The 15,850-nt window shown below is 72.4% G+C and carries 8 protein-coding genes and 1 pseudogene; 2 read left to right on the forward strand and 7 right to left on the reverse strand.

Features of this window, described 5'->3' with window-relative positions; all coding sequences use genetic code 11:
* Positions 1-34: 34 nt before the first annotated feature.
* The 5 genes from pabB to ACH4TL_RS20195 form a co-directional block, all read right to left on the reverse strand.
* Complete coding sequence (gene pabB, locus ACH4TL_RS20175) at positions 35-2,254, reverse strand: aminodeoxychorismate synthase component I (RefSeq protein ID WP_398315912.1); 2,220 nt, start codon at positions 2,252-2,254, stop codon at positions 35-37.
* Positions 2,242-2,856, reverse strand: coding sequence for a hypothetical protein (locus ACH4TL_RS20180; RefSeq protein ID WP_398315914.1), 615 nt, complete (start codon positions 2,854-2,856; stop codon positions 2,242-2,244). The genes pabB and ACH4TL_RS20180 overlap by 13 nt, the downstream gene beginning before the upstream one ends.
* A 301-nt stretch (positions 2,857-3,157) precedes the next feature.
* The gene (gene rocD / locus ACH4TL_RS20185; protein WP_398315916.1) at positions 3,158-4,402 is read right to left on the reverse strand and encodes an ornithine--oxo-acid transaminase; all 1,245 of its coding nucleotides are present in this window, start codon (positions 4,400-4,402) and stop codon (positions 3,158-3,160) included.
* Complete coding sequence (gene ddaH, locus ACH4TL_RS20190; protein ID WP_398315918.1) at positions 4,402-5,211, reverse strand: dimethylargininase; 810 nt, start codon at positions 5,209-5,211, stop codon at positions 4,402-4,404. The genes rocD and ddaH overlap by 1 nt, the downstream gene beginning before the upstream one ends.
* A gap of 118 nt (positions 5,212-5,329) precedes the next feature.
* On the reverse strand, positions 5,330-5,845 hold the full coding sequence (locus tag ACH4TL_RS20195) for an Lrp/AsnC family transcriptional regulator (RefSeq protein ID WP_398315920.1): 516 nt from the start codon (positions 5,843-5,845) through the stop codon (positions 5,330-5,332).
* Positions 5,846-6,184: 339 nt separating this feature from the next.
* Between ACH4TL_RS20195 and ACH4TL_RS20200 the strand changes: the two genes are divergently transcribed.
* A complete protein-coding gene (locus tag ACH4TL_RS20200) occupies positions 6,185-7,489 on the forward strand; it encodes a beta-ketoacyl synthase N-terminal-like domain-containing protein (protein ID WP_398315922.1) in 1,305 nt (434 codons plus the stop codon).
* A 66-nt stretch (positions 7,490-7,555) separates the two neighbouring features.
* Positions 7,556-13,975 (forward strand): SDR family NAD(P)-dependent oxidoreductase, encoded by a 6,420-nt coding sequence (locus ACH4TL_RS20205; protein ID WP_398315924.1) that lies wholly within the window; start codon positions 7,556-7,558, stop codon positions 13,973-13,975.
* A 53-nt stretch (positions 13,976-14,028) separates the two neighbouring features.
* Here the strand turns inward: ACH4TL_RS20205 and ACH4TL_RS20210 are convergent.
* Positions 14,029-14,447: pseudogene (locus ACH4TL_RS20210) on the reverse strand (SDR family NAD(P)-dependent oxidoreductase).
* Complete coding sequence (locus ACH4TL_RS20215; RefSeq protein ID WP_398315926.1) at positions 14,444-15,802, reverse strand: Gfo/Idh/MocA family protein; 1,359 nt, start codon at positions 15,800-15,802, stop codon at positions 14,444-14,446. Before ACH4TL_RS20215 ends, ACH4TL_RS20210 begins: the two are co-directional and overlap by 4 nt.
* Positions 15,803-15,850: the final 48 nt, after the last annotated feature.

Raw genomic sequence — 15,850 nt, forward strand, 5'->3', positions numbered from 1 at the left:
GAGGGGTCGGAGAGGGCGGAATCCGGGAGTGTGGTCACCGTTCCAGCTCCTTCGCGGGGGAGTCCGGCAGCGACGGGGCCGCTGCCACCAGCAGGTCGTCCAGCTCACCGGCGGGCCGCTGCTCCGAGGCGTCGTAGGCGCGCATCGTCGCCGCGGTCTTCAGCAGCATCTCCTCGTACTCATCCGCCGGATCGGAGTCGAGGACGATGGCGCCGCCCGCCCCGATGTGCATCCGGCCGCCGGTGAACACCGCGGTGCGGATGACGACGCTGAGGTCGGCCGCGCCGTTGCAGCTGAGGAAGCCGAGGGCGCCCGAGTACACGCCGCGGGCCTCGGTCTCCAGCGCGTCGATGATCTCCATGGTGCGCAGCTTGGGCGCGCCGGTCATCGAGCCGCCCGGGAAGCAGGCCCGTACGCAGTCGACGGTGGTGGTGTCCTGGCGCAGCCGACCGCGCACGGTGGACACCAGCTGGTGCACGGTGGCGTACGACTCGGTGTTCATCAGCCGCGGCACGTACACGCTGCCCGGCTTGCACACCCGCCCCAGGTCGTTGCGGAGCAGGTCCACGATCATCAGGTTCTCGGCCCGGGGCTTGGCGCTGGTGGCCAGGGCGGCCAGCGCCCGGGCGTCCTTGTCGGTGTCCCCGGAGCGCGGCGCGGTGCCCTTGATCGGCTTGGCCTCGGCGATGCCGTCCGGGGTGACGCGCAGGAAGCGCTCGGGGGAGGCGCACGCCACGTCGGTGCCGCCGAACCGCAGATAGGCGGAGTACGGGGCCGGGTTGCAGCGGCGCAGCGTCCGGTAGAAGGTGTACGAGTCGCTGGGGGCGGGCAGCCACGCGGAGTTGGTGAGGCACACCTCGTAGCTCACCCCGGCCCGCAGCTCGCGCAGGCTCGCCTCGATCGAGGCCAGGTACTTCTCCCGGTCCCTGACCAGCCAGGGTTCCACGGCGGCCGTGGTGGTCAGCGGCGGCGGCGCGGGCAGCGGCTCGGTCTGCGCGGGTACGCCGCTGAGCACCGTCACGGTCGCGTCCAGCCACTCCTTGGCGTCGCGGTGTCCGTCGGGGGTGTCCTCGGTCAGGCAGCAGATGTAGGTGACGCCCTCCTGGTGGTCGACCGCGACGAAGCGGTCGGCGAACAGCCAGCAGGCGTCCGGGGTGGTGGCCTCGTGGCGGCCGGGGGCTCCGCAGTCGGCCTTCATCTCGTAGCCGAAGTAGCCCACGTAGCCGCCGGTGAAGTCGAAGGGCAGGTCCGGCGCGTGGACCGGGCGGGCGGCCAGCTCGGTCTTCAGATAGTCGAAGACGCTGCCTTCGTAGGTGGTGGCGGGCTGCCCGGGCCGCTCGATCTCACATACCTTCGTGGCGGTGTCGTACGACACGAACTCGGCCAGCGGGCCCTGTCCGTCGCCGAGGAAGGAGAAGCGGGCCTCGCCGGACTGGGTGCGCGAACTGTCCAGCCAGAAGGCGCGCGGCGCGTCCGCGTACAGCCGGGTGAACGCCGCCTCGGTGTCGGTCGCGTCGGCCAGCCAGCGGGCGTGCAGCCGGTAGGAGCGGGCCTTCGCGCCGTCCGTGACCGGGGCGCTCGCCGCCGGCTGCTTCTTCGGGCGCGGGGCGCGGGGCCTGCGGGGCTCGCCGGGGGAGGCGGTGGACGTCACGGAATCGCCGTTGGCGTGCTCGATCGTCAGATCGCGGAAGTTGGTGAACATCCGGTGGCCGTATCCGGTGAGCACCGACTCCGGGTGGAACTGCACGCCCCACAGCGGGCGGGCCCGGTGCCGCAGCCCCATCAGGACGCCGTCCTCGGACCAGGCGATGCCCTGGAGGCCGAGCGGCAGCGGCTCGGCCACGCACAGCGAGTGGTAGCGGACGGCCGTGAAGTCCTGGGGTATGCCGCGGAAGATGCCCTTCCCTCCGTGTTTGATGCGGGACAGATGGCCGTGCCGCGGCTCGGGGGCGGGCACCACCCGCGCCTGGGCGCCGAGCGCGATGCCCTGATGGCCCAGGCACACGCCGAGCACGGGAATCGTGGCCCGCTCGATGAGCCGGGCGGCACCGGCGAAGTCGCGATGGTCGGCCGGGTGTCCGGGGCCGGGCGAGACCACGATGTTGTCGAACTCGGAGAGGTCGATGTCCGCGCATTCGGGCGCGTCGTTGAGAAGCACCTCCGGTTCCTCACCGTTGACCTCGGTGAGCAGATGGAAGAGGTTGTACGTGTACGAGTCGTAATTATCGACGAGGAGCGTCCTCAGCGATTCCATCCGGATTTGCCTCCTTGCTTCGGGCCGTCCATCGCCATGCGCCTGTGACGTCCTCGGATCGACTGGAGCGGCGGGTAGAGCCACTTCTTGAGGAGACGCTGTAGGCGCGGCATGACGAGCCAGGTCACCATCGCGGTCACGGCAAGACACAGAGCCAGGGTCCGCAGCAGGAAATTGGTGCCGTCGAGGAACGGGATCACCAGCAGGTTGAACATGAGGACCGGGGGGAACACGGCGCTCAGGTTCACCAGCCAGAGTTTCCATTTGGGGGGCGGCGGCAGCGGCCGCACCGGACCCTTCAACCAGTTCTGCAGTCCTGAGGTGCGCTGAGTTCCCTTTTCTTGTACGAAGGGCCCGGCCCGAGTCGCCAGCCTGGCGCGCTCGAGCGAGGTTTCCCAAGCCTGTGCGGATACTTCCCTGTCGAATCGGTAGATGACATGCCACTCCGAGGAGAGCTGACCGGAGCCCATCACCCCGCCCCCCAGGTAACCCGGAAGACTCGCCGCGGCATTGAGCATCTCAATCGCCCAGCCGTAGAACTCGGTTTCGCGGCCGGGGTCCACCCGGTATGCGGCCGTCACCGTGACCGGCTCCGTGTCCACTCCAGCCGCAACTCCTTCCCGCACCCTGCACGCTCGCCTTCTCAACCCATGCTGACCTGCAAGGACTTCACGCTCTTCGCCGGGTCTTCCCAGCGAGTTGACAGGAAGTGTTCCACATCGGGAGATCCGCAACAGTCGAATGCTCAACAACGTACATAAAAGGGCCGTGACCTGCGCGTTATCTGCGGTTCGCGCGCTGGTTCAGGCCCTCGAAAAAGAATCTCGGAGATGCATTGAACAAGACGAAGCGCCGGGCCGTATGGAACGTAATGCGGCCCGGCGCTTCAATCTTCGGCGTGTGTCAGGCGAGTACCTTCTCCAGCGACGCCAGCGACGCCTCCAGTTCCTCGCGGGTGATCGTCAGCGGCGGTGCGAGGCGGATCGTCGAACCGTGGGTGTCCTTGACCAGGATGCCCTCGCGCAGCAGGCGTTCACCGATCTCGCGGCCGGTGCCCAGCGCGGGGTCCACGTCGACCCCGGCCCACAGACCGCGGCAGCGGTGGCCCGCCACGCCCTTGCCGTGCAGCGCGCTCAGCCTGGCGTCCAGCACCCGGCCCAGCTCCGCGGCGCGCTCCTGGAACTCCCCGGTGCGCAGCAGCTCGACCACCGCCGAGCCGACGGCGGCGGCCAGCGGATTGCCGCCGAAGGTGGAGCCGTGCTCACCGGGGCGCAGCACGCCCATCACCGCGCGGTCGGCGACCACGGCGGACACGGGCACGATGCCGCCGCCCAGCGCCTTGCCGAGCAGTAGCACATCCGGCCGCACTCCCTCGTGGTCGACCGCGAGGGTGGTGCCGGTGCGGCCCAGACCGGACTGGATCTCGTCGGCGATGAACAGCGCCCCGGCCCGCCGGGTGAGGTCGCGGACCCCGCGCAGGTAGCCGTTGTCCGGAATCAGCACGCCCGCTTCGCCCTGGATGGGCTCGATCAGCACGGCGGCCGTGGTCTCGTCGACCGCCGCCTCCAGCGCGGCGAGGTCGTTGTACGGGACGACGCGGAAGCCCGGGGCGAACGGACCGAACCCCTCGCGGGCCACCGGGTCGCTGGAGAATCCCACGATGGTCGTCGTGCGGCCGTGGAAGTTGCCGTCGGCCACCACGATCGTCGCCTGGTCCGGGGCGACGCCCTTGACCTCGTACGCCCATTTACGGGCCAGCTTGATGCCGCTCTCCACCGCCTCCGCGCCGGTGTTCATCGGCAGCACCATCTCCAGGCCGGTGAGCCGGGCGAGGCCCTCGGCGAATCCGGCGAGCCGGTCGTTGTGGAAGGCGCGCGAGGTGAGGGTGAGCTGGTCGAGCTGGCGGTGGGCGGCCTCGATGAGCGCCGGGTGGCGGTGGCCGAAGTTGAGGGCCGAGTACCCGGCCAGCATGTCGAGGTAGCGGCGGCCCTCGACGTCCCACACCCACACGCCCTCGGCGCGGGACACGACCACGGGCAGCGGGTGGTAGTTGTGGGCGAGCGAGGACTCCTCGGCGTGGATCAGCTCCTCCGAGGAGCGCGCGGGAGAGGCGTCGGCGGCCGGGGCGGTGCGTGCGGGTGCGGTCATCAGCGGATCTCCTGAGTGCAGCACTTGATGCCCCCGCCGGACTTGTGCAGCTCCGACAGGTCGACGGGGACGGGGACGTAACCGCGGTCGGTGAGCTGACCGATGAGGCCGGTGGCGCGCGGGGCGACGAAAACGTGGCGGCCGTCGGAGACGGAGTTGAGCCCGAACGCCATCGCGTCGTCCCGGGTGGCGATCAGCGCCTCCGGGAACAGGCGCTCCAGCACCTCACGGCTGCCGGGGGAGAACGCCCCCGGGAAGTAGGCGATGTTCTCGTCGTCGAGCGTGAACAGCGCGGTGTCCAGGTGGTAGAAGTACGGGTCCACCAGCAGCAGGCTGATCACCGGCACCCCGAAGAACTCCTGCACCTCTTGGTGGGCGGCGCGCGTCGTACGGAACCCGGTCCCCGCCAGGACGAACCGGCCCGCGGGGACGAGGTCGCCCTCGCCCTCGCACACCGCCTCCGGCGGATGCACCTCGAACCCGGCAGCCTTGAACCAGGAGGTGTAGGCGAGCTGTTCCGGCCTGCGCTGGGGCGCGTGGAACCGGGAGCCGAAGACCCGGCCCGCCATGACCAGGGCCGAATTCGCCGCGAACACCATGTCCGGGAGGCCCGTCACCGGCTCGATGGTCTCCACCCGGTGGCCGTGGTCGCGATAGGTGCGGATCAGCGTGTCCCACTGGCGCTGCGCGAGCGCGGTGTCGACCACCGTGTCCTCGCGCATCCAGGGGTTGATGGCATACCGGACGTCGAAGTATCTGGGGGGACAGGTCAGATAGCGCCGGGGGCGCGGCACACGGGTCTGGGGCACGGAGCAGTCCTCTCGCTTCCGCGGGCCGGGGAATGATTCAACGGTAGAAAGCGGACGAGAGGGGACACAAGAAAGGAAAATTGCGCGATGGTGCAGTGATGTTGCGCATTGAGGCGGTTCAGCGATCGTTCATTGCGTCCAGCACGCCGGGCGGTGCGGCGGCAGGGCTGGCACCGGCCTCGGGGCTGCCCGCGATCAGGTGCGACAGCACCATGTAGCTGATGGTCTTCCGGATGAAGGGCTTGGTCCGGATGCGCTCCAGCACCTCCTCGAAGTGCTCCACGTCGATCGCCATGACGTGCAGCAGGGCGTCGGCGCCCCCGGTCACCGTCATGGCCGCGGTGATCTCCGGATAGCTGCGCACCACCTCCGCGAGGCGCCGCGGCGGGGCCGCGCTGTCGCAGTACACCTCCACGTACGCCTCGGTCCGCCAGCCCAGGGCGGCCGGGCGCACGGTCGTGGTGAAGCCGGTGATCACGTCGTTCTCCCGCATCCGGTCGACCCGCCGCTTGACCGCGGACGCCGACAGCCCGATCGCGGCGCCGATCTCCGTGAAGCTCGCCCTGGCATTCGTCACCAGAGCGGCGACGATCTTGCGGTCCAGGTCGTCGAACGGTGCGGACTGGTTGGCCATGTGGGGTCCTTTCGGCGGCCGGTGATGAACGGTCGAAATGACGTACCGATGAGATGCCCACTGAGACGCCCGCGAATGACAGTGTTTTCCGTTCGTTTTCAGGAAGTTTCCGCAAGAGGGGGCGTGCGCGGGAACACGGGGCCCGATGGCGGAGTGGTGGTGTGCCCCGGGCGCCGGGGGTACGTATCAGAGCGCCCTCGTTGCCGTATCCACCTAGGTGATACGGCACAACCTTCCGGGGGTCCTTGGCGCGGCGTAACGTCTTCTAGTCCGTATATCGTTTCCGAGCGATAGTCAGGTGGTCGTCATGACAACTATTATCAGCTTCAGGAGAGCCCGATGAAAAGACCGCGGGACGCGGTCGTCACCGGTCTGGGTTTCTGCCTGCCGGGCGACGCCGGTCCCGTATTCACTCCGGGTCAGCTATGGGATATGGCCTCCCACGGCCGCTCCGCCCTCCTGCAACGGGACATCGCCTACGGTGCGGTGAACCTCACCCCAGAGCATTTCGGGGAACGGCTGCCCGAAATCCCCGAGTTCTTCTCCGGCCACTTCACCGACGCCCACCGCTTCGGGCTGGTGTCCCTGGTGGAGGCGTGCGCCGACGCCGAACTCGACCTCCGGGCCGGGGATCTGAGCGAGGCGGCGATCCTGGTCGGCCGCGGCGGAGTGGACACCAACGTCGGTGTGTACCTCTCGCTGCTCAACACCCAGTCCGAGAACGCCGCGGCGCTGGACGGCGTGGAGATGTTCGTCACGGCGGCACTGGGCGCGACACCCGCCGACGTCGTGGTCGTCCAGGCCGCGGCCGCCCGCTCCACAGGACCCTGCTTCACGGTGGCCTGCGGCTGCTCGTCCGCCGCCGTACAGATCGGCAACGCCCGCCGGATGATCGCCACCGGCGAGATCGAGATGGCCGTCGTGACCGGAGTCGACGTCTTCGACGTCGGGCTGATCCAGCACGGCCAGCGGGTGCAAGTGGGCGCGCAGCGCGCCCACGAGGCGATGGACGCCGCCGCCATGCCCGACCTCGTCGCCTCGTTCGACTCCCTCATGCGCCCCTACGACCGGCGTGCCGAGTGCATCAACCACGGCGAAGGATCCGCGACCGTGATCCTGGAGAGCCGCGAACACGCCCTGCGCCGCGGCGCACACCTCTACGGCCAGGTGCTCGCCACCGCCATGACCCGCGACGGCCTCGACAACCCCCTCGCCACCGACCCCAGTGGCGCACAGCTCGTCCGGGCCGTCCGCGCCTGCCTCGGCGACCGGTGGCGGATCGAGCAGATCCCGTACATCAACGGCGCCTGCGACGGCGGCGCGGCCGTCACCGCCCTCGAGGCGGGGGCCATCCGGGAGCTGTACGGACCGGACAGCTCCGTCCTGGTGAGCACCCAGGAAGCCTGCTTCGGCCACCACGGCTCGCCCATCGGCTGCGTCGGCGCCGCCCTGACCCTGATGATGATGGAACAGGGCGCGGTGTGCCCCACCGCCAACTGCGAGGAACCCGCCGACGGGCTGCCCTTCGACCCGGTCCCCGGCACCCGCACCCGTCCCCTCGACTTCGACTACGCGCTGAGCTTCAACTACCAGATCGGTGGAGTGAAGCACGCGATGCTGCTGGGCAGTCCGGACGCCACGTAAGTCCGCGACTCCGCACCCCCCTCACGGCCTCCACCCCACAGGCCGAACCCCCCAACGGAGACCCCGATGCGTCAGAACACCCCTGCCTCCGGCCGCCCGCCCGCCCGCATAGCCGTGGTCGGCATGGGCTGCCGACTCCCCGGTGACATCGACTCGCCCGCCGCCCTGTGGCAGCTGCTCGCCGAGGGGCGGGACGCGGTCGCCGCGCCCCCCGCCGAGCGCACCGCCCTGTGGGGGCCACCGTCCGCCACCGGCCCGGCCTCCGCCACCGGCCCGGCGGACGGCTCCGGGCTGCCCGCCGTCGGCGGCTATCTGCGCGACGTGTCCGGCTTCGACGCCGACTTCTTCGGCGTCTCCGGCCGCGAGGCCGACGTCCTCGACCCGCAGCACCGGCTGCTGCTGGAAGTGGCCTGGGAGGCCCTGGAACACGCCGGAACATCGCCCGACCGGCTCACCGGCACCGCCACCGGCGTCTTCACCGGCCTCAGCTACAACGACTACGCGGACCGCCTCGAGCGGCACGCCCCGGAGCAGCAGGGCTCGTCCCTGTCCAACGCGCACTGCGTCGCCGCCGGCCGGATCTCCTACCTCCTCGGCCTCCACGGACCCTGCCTCGCCCTGGACACCGCCTGCTCCTCCTCCCTGGTCGCCGTGCACCTCGCGGCCCAGGCACTGCGCGCGGGCGAATGCGATCTGGCCCTCGCCGGTGGCGTCACCCTGATGTTCGACCCCAGAGTCACCCGCTCCTTCGACCGGATGGGCATGCTCTCCCACACCGGCCACTGCCACGCCTTCGACGCCTCCGCCGACGGCTTCGTACGCGGCGAGGGCTGCGGCATCGTCGTCCTCAAGCGCCTCTCCGACGCCCTCCGCGACCGCGACCGCGTCCTCGCCGTCCTGCGCGGCTCCGCCGTCAACCAGGACGGCCACTCCGACGGGCTCGCCGCACCCTCGCCCACCGCGCAGCGCGCCCTGTACGAGGAGGCGCTCGCCCGCGCCGGGATCGACGCCCGCGACATCGGAATGATCGAAACCCATGGCACCGGCACCCCGGTCGGCGACCCCGTCGAATTCACCAGCCTCGCCCAGGTGTACGGCACCGGCCGCGACCGCTGCGCCCTGGCGTCCGTGAAGACCAACCTCGGCCACCTCGAACCTGCCGCCGGGGTCACCGGGCTCATCAAGGCGATTCTCTGCCTGAACGAGGGCCGCATCCCGCCCAATCTGCACTTCACCCGCTGGAACCCGGCCATCGACGCCAACGCCACCCGCTTCTTCATCCCCCGGGAACTCACCCCCTGGCCCGTGCGCACCGGGCCCCGCCTCGCGGCCGTCTCCTCCTTCGGGTTCTCCGGGACCAACGCCCATGTGGTGCTGGAACAGCCGCCCGCCACCCCGGTCCGCTCCCGCACGCGGCGGCCACGTCACACCACCGGCGCCCCCGACCCGCACATCGTCCTCCTCCCCGCCGGGTCACCCGCCGCGCTGCCGGTCGCGGCGCGGCGCATGGCCGACTGGCTGGAGGGCGACGGCGCGGCCGTACCGCTGCGCGACATTTCCCACACCCTGGCCCTGCGCCGTGCCGCGGGCCGCGGCCGTCTCGGTGTCACCGCCACCACCCACGGCGAACTCGTCGAGGCCCTGCGCGTGTTCGCCACCGGTCAGGCCCACCCGGCCGTGGTGACCGGCGCCGTGGGCGCCGAGGTGTCCCGGCGGCCGGTGTGGGTGTTCTCCGGACAGGGCTCGCAGTGGCCCGGCATGGGACGCGGACTGCTGGAGCGCGAACCCGCCTTCGCCGCGGCCCTCGCCGAGGCCGACGAACTCATCGCCGCCGAGGCCGGGTTCTCGGTGCTCGACATCGTCCGCGCGGGCGAGCCGGTGACCGGCTGCGCCCGCGTCCAGCCCGTGCTGTTCGCCCTCCAGACCGCCCTCGCCGCCACCTGGCGCGCCCACGGCGTCGAACCGGCCGGGGTCGTCGGCCACTCCATGGGCGAGGTGGCGGCCGCCGTGGTGGCGGGGGCGCTCTCCCTGGCCGACGGCGTCAGGGTCATCTGCCGCCGCTCCGCGCTGCTCACCCGCATCGCCGGAAGCGGCGCCATGGCCACCGTGGGCCTGCCCGCCGACGAGGTCCAGGCCGCACTCGACAGCGCTGCCTCCGGCGCCGTCACCGTCGCCGTCATGGCCGCGCCTGGCTCCACCGTCGTGGCCGGGGACACCGCCCGCGTGGAACGCCTCGTCGCCGACTGGGAGGCCCGCGGCGTCCCCGCCGCCCTGGTCGCCGTCGACGTCGCCTCGCACTCCCCGCAGGTCGACCCGCTGCTCCCCGAACTGCGCGCCGTCCTCGCCGATCTGACCCCCCGGCGGCCGGACGTCCCCTTCTACACCACCGTCCTCGACGACCCGCACGACCTGCCCGCCTTCGACGCCGACTACTGGTGCGCCAACCTGCGCCGCCCGGTGCGCTTCTCCGCCGCCCTCACCGCCGCCGCGGCCGACCGCCACGTGGTGTACGTCGAGATCTCCCCGCACCCCGTGGTCACCCACCCCGTCGCCCGTACTCTCGCCGACCTGACCCGGGACCCGGTCGTCCTGCCCACCCTGCGCCGCGGCGAGGACGAGACCACCACCTTCCGCACCCAGCTCGCCGCCCTCCACTGTGCGGGTGTCCCCGTCGACTGGGCCCGCCTGTACGGGGACGGCGACCTCGCCGACGTCCCCGCGATCACCTTCGACCGCACCCCCCACTGGGCCACCCCCGCCCTCCCCGCCCCCGTTGCCGACACCGGCCGGTCCGCCGGTGAACTGCCCGGCAGCCACACCGAAGTGCCCGGCGAATCCGTCCGCCACTCCTGGCGCGCCAGCACCGGCACCGCCACCCTGCCCTGGCTGGACGACCACCGGGTGCACGGCACCCCCGTCCTGCCCGGCGCCGTCTACTACGCGCTGGCGCTCACCACCGCCTGCCAGGTCTTCGACGCCGACCCCACCGAGGTCGAGGTCACCGATCTGCGCTTCCACGAACTGCTGACCGTCGCCGAGCACACCGACCTCAGCACGACGGTCACCGTGGCCGCGCCCGACCGCGCCACCTGCGAGATCTTCGGACGTGACGACGACGGCACCTGGATCAGGCAGGCGGGGGCGGTCCTGCGCCGCCTCGCCGCGCCCGCCCGGCCCCGCCCCGCCTCCGTACGCACCCTGGCCCTGCGCCACCCCGTCCCCCTCGAACCTGCCGCCCTGTACGCAAACCTGCGGGCCCGGGGCATCGAACACGGCACGGCGTTCGTCGGGATCACCGAGGTGCACACCTCCCGCCACGGCAACAGCTTCTGGGCCCGGGTACGCGTCCCCGACGCCGCCCGCACCCCCGGACACGCCCTGCGCGTCCACCCCGTCCTGGTCGACCTGTGCGCCCAGCTCGTGGCGGCCGGGCTCCTGGAGGACGCCGACCAGGGGCTGGTGCTGCCCGTCCGGATGCAGACCGCCCGCATCCTCGGCGACCCCGCCACCGCCGTCTACTGCCACGCCCGGCTGACGGCCGAGAGCACCGCCGGGGCCCTCGTCGGCCACATCCGGCTGCTCGACGGCGACGGCCGCCCGGTCCTCGCCATCGACGGCCTGCGCATCGCCCGCAGCGCCGCCCAGCAGACCACCGGAGTCGACCAGTGGTTCCTGGAGGTCGGCTGGAAGCGCGCCGAGCTGCCCGCCCCGGACGGCGGACGCCCGCCCGGCCACTGGCTCGTCGTCGGCGAGGGCGACGGCACCGAGCACATCACCGCCGACGCGCTGCGCGCCGCCGGAGCCACCGCCCGGGTCTGGGACCCGCCCCTGGACGACACACCGCTCGAAGACCTCCGCGACGACCTGATCGCCGGGCTCACCGGCCCCGGCGCCCTGCCGCGCGGCGTGGTCCTGCTGTGCGGCACCCCGCCGGGCGCCGAGGACGGCCGCACCGAGGACGGCCGTACCGACGACGCTCGTACCGCCGACGCGCTGCGCCGCACCCGGCGGCTGCTCGCCACCGCCCAGGCCCTCGCCACCCGCTCCGCCGGGCCCGCCGACCGGCCGCGCCTGTACGCCGTCACCCGCGGCGCCCGGGCCGTGGTGCCCGAGGACGTGCCCGATCCGGCGCAGAGCGCCCTGCGCGGACTGGTGCGGGTACTCGGTTTCGAACACCCCGAACTGCGCGCCACCCTGGTCGACACCGACCCGGCCGCACCGTCGCTCGGCCTCGTCCCCGAACTCCTCGCCGACGCCGCCGAGGACGAGATCGCGCTGCGCGCCGGAACACGCCACACCGCCCGGCTCGGCTACGCGCCCCTGACCGACACCGAACGCACCACGGCCGCCGCCCGCACCGTACGCTGCGGCACCGACGGCTTCCGGCTGCGGGCCGGACGCCTCGGCGACCTCGGCACCCTGGAACTCGCCACCGCCGGGCGGCGCCCGCCCGGCCCCGGCGAGGCCGAACTGCGCGTCCTGGCCGCGGGCATGAACTTCCGCGACGTCCTCACCGCCATGGGCCTGCTCCCCGGCGACAGCGACGTGCGTTACCGGCTCGGCTTCGAATGCGCCGGTGAGGTGACCGCCGTCGGCCCCGGCGTCGACCACGTCCGGGTCGGGGACCGGGTCGTCGCGGCCGACGCGCGCGGCGGCGCCTTCGGGTCCTTCACCGTCGTACCCGCCGACTGCACCGCCCCCATCCCGGATGGCCTCGACCCGGCCACCGCCGCCGGACTGCCGCTCGCCTTCCTCACCGCCTGGTACGCGCTGCGCCACATCGCCCGGGTCACCGAAGGCGAGCGGGTGCTGATCCACTCCGCCACCGGCGGCACCGGACTGGCGGCCATCGCCGTCGCCCGGCTGCTGGGCGCCGAGGTGCTGGCCACCGCGGGCAGCGAGGAAAAGCGCCGCTATCTGCACTCCATGGGCATCGCCCAGGTCATGGACTCCCGCTCGCTCGACTTCCGCGACGAGATCATGGAAGCCACCGGCGGCGAGGGCGTCGACGTCGTCCTCAACTCCCTGTCCGGCGCGGCCATCCGGGCCGGTCTGGAGTCGCTGCGCCCCTTCGGCCGCTTCATCGAACTCGGCGTCCGCGACATCCTCTCCGACGCCCCGCTCGGGCTCTCACCCCTGCGTCACAACATCACCTTCAGCACGGTCGACCTGGTGGAACTCCAGACCTCCCGGCCCCGGGTGTTCGCCGCCATGCTGCACGAGGTGCTGGACGAGTTCGCCGCCGGACGCCTCAAGCCCCTGCGCTGCACCACCTATCCGCTGGCCGATGTCACCGAGGCGTTCCGGCAGATGGCGGGCGCCCGCCACCTCGGCAAACTGGTGCTGACCCTCCCTCAGCGGGGCGAGATCAGCGCCGTGCTGCCCGACGGGCCCGTCCCGGTGCGCGAGGGCGGCACCTATCTGATCACCGGTGGCCTGCGCGGCCTCGGCCTGGCCACCGCCCGCTGGCTGGCCGCCCAGGGCGCGGGCCACCTCGTGCTCAACGGACGTACCGCGCCCCTGGCCACCGACGCGCAGACCCTCGCCGAGCTGTCGGCCGATGGCACCCGGGTCACCGTCATCCTCGGCGACATCGGCCGCCCCGGCACCGCCGACCGGCTGGTGGCCGCCGCCACCGCGGACGGGGCACGGCTCGACGGCGTCGTCCACTGCGCCATGGTCCTCGACGACGCGGCGGTCACCAACATCCGCGACGACCAGCTGCACCGGGTGTGGACGCCGAAGGTCACCGGGGCGTGGCGGCTGCACCGGGCCACCGCCGGGGCGCGGCCCGACTGGTTCGCGGTGTTCTCCTCCATGGCCTCGCTGCTGGGCAACCCCGGGCAGGGCGCCTACGCCGCCGCCAACGCCTGGCTGGACGGCTTCGCCGCCTGGCGCTCCGCCCAGGGGCTGCGGACCCTGGCCGTGGGCTGGGGCCCGTGGGGCGAGACCGGCGTCGCCACCGGCTTCGCCGAGCGCGGCTACCAGACCATCCCCACCGACCAGGGCCTCCGCGCGCTCGGCACGCTTCTCGCGTACGGGCGGGTGCACACCGGTGTCATCCCCGGCGAGCCCACCAGCTGGATCCCGGCCACCGGACGCCACTCGTCCCTGTTCGGACAGCTCCTCCCCGGCGAGGACCACCCGGCCGACGCCCGGGAGGACACCGACGACATCCGGGCCCGGCTGACCGCCGTCCCGCCCGGACTCGCCCGCCGCGCCGCCCTGGAGGCGTATCTGACCGAGCACATCCGGGTCGTCCTGCGGCTGAGCAGCACCACCCTCGACCCCCAGACCCCGCTGAGGTCCCTGGGCTTCGACTCGCTGCTCGCCATGGAGCTGCGGGTACGCCTGGAGACCGGCCTGCACATCAAGCTCGCCGCGAACTTCGTCTGGCAGCACCCGACCGTGGCGGCCCTCGCCGTCGGCCTCGCCCAGCACATGGGCCTGGAACTGACGGCACAGCAGGAACGGCTCAGCGCCTAGGTTCCCGGCCTGCGTGAAGGGCCGCCCCGTGGCACGGCGGCCCTTCACGCGGGTCAGCGAGCCGTCCAGCCGCCGTCCACGTACAGCTCCGAGCCGGTGACGAAGCTCGCGTCGTCCGACGCCAGGAACGCCACCGCCCCCGCCACCTCCTCGGTCCTGCCCAGCCGCCCCATCGGGGCTCGGCGATGCCCGCGTTGTTCACCAGCACCGACAGACCGCCCAGCGCCTCGGCCACCCGCTCGGCGGCGGCCTGCCACGCGTCCTCGTCGCTGACGTGCAGGGCCAGGCCGAGCGCGGTGCCCCGGCCAGTGGCCAGCTCGGCCGCGAGCGCGTCGCACCGCTGCTGGTCCACGTCCGTCACCACCACCGGCGCCCCCTCGGCGGCGAGCCGTCGCGAGACGGCGTCGCCGATGCCACCGGTCGCCCCGGTCACCAGCGCCACCCGCCCGTCCAGCCGTGCGCCCGGGGTCATACCGGCACCACCTCCGCCGTGGCCACGGGCTTTCCGGAGACAAACGATTCATTCGCCGCCAGACCGGTGACCAGGGCCAGCGCCCCGTCCGCCTCGGTGGCCCGCTGCCTCGACGCGTCGGACGCGTCGGCGGTGGCGGGCCCCGCGGTGGCGTTTGCCGGGTCAGGGCCGTACAGCGCCGTCAGCATGCGCTCGTCCCCGCCACCGTGTCCCGCGTGGTCGAACGCCGGAAGCGCCACCTCCCGCGGCGGCTCCCACAGCGGGCGCAGTACCACCCGCGGCCCGCCCGCGTTGGCGAGCGCCTCGTCGCCGTGGATGGTGCCCCGGCCCGAGGCGGTGTTCAGCACGGGCGGCTGCCACCGGCTCTCCTCCACCTCCAGCTCGAGGCGGCCGCGGGTGCCGTTGAACATCACGCGGTAGCCCTCCCACGGGGAGTACGCGGTGAGGTGGTACGTCATGGTGGCGCCGGTGTCGTAGCGCACCAGCAGCGACATGTCGTCCTCGATGGAGATGCCGTCGCCGAACACATTGCGGTCCCGGTGGTAGCCGTCCGCCCCCTCGGCGTCGAGGTACAGCGAGCGCAGCGCGTCGTTGTCGGCCAGCTCCAGTGCGAACGGGTCGTCCCTAGCGGCGGACGCGCCGTGGGCCCGCTCGTACTCGCGGCGGTAGCCGCTGCGTTCGCCCGCCGCGCGGCCGTAGAAGCCGAGCCTGCCGTAGCCGAACACCTCCTGCGGCCTGGCCCCCAGCCACCAGTTGACCAGGTCGAAGTGGTGGCTGGACTTGTGGACCATCAGCCCGCCGCTGTGCTGCTTCTCGCGGTGCCAGCGGCGGAAGTAGTCCGCGCCGTGCCGGGTGTCCAGCAGCCATTCGAAGTGCACCGACAGCACCTCGCCGATGGCGCCCCCGGACAGCTGCCGGTGGACTTCCTCGTGCACCGGGTTGAAGCGGTAGTTGAAGGCCACCGACAGGTGGTTGCCGGTCTCCTCGACGGTTTCGAGGATGCGGCGGCCTTTGGCGGCGTCGGTGGTCATCGGCTTCTCGGTGACCACCCGGCACCCGGCCCGCAGCGCGGGCACGATGTAGGCGTCGTGCAGCGCGTCCACGCAGGTCACGACCACTTCCTGAATGTCGTCCGCCCGCAGCCGCCGCTCGAAGTCCTCCGGCCCCCACGCGGCCGCCTCCGGCTCGCCCGCCTCCTTCAGCAGCCGCTGGTGGTGGGCGATGCGCACCGGGTTGGGGTCGCACAGCGCGGCGACCCGCAGCCCGGGGCGCCGGGCCAGCGCCGTGGTGAACATCTGCGCACGGGATCCGGTGCCCACCACCACGGCCCGGGAGGGACTGCTGCCGACGGTCATGCGTCCTCCATAGGAAGTCGATCAACGCGCCCGCAGGATATGACTGAC

Source organism: Streptomyces sp. NPDC021115, assembly GCF_044333065.1.
In the GTDB taxonomy this organism is placed as follows: Bacteria; Actinomycetota; Actinomycetes; order Streptomycetales; family Streptomycetaceae; genus Streptomyces.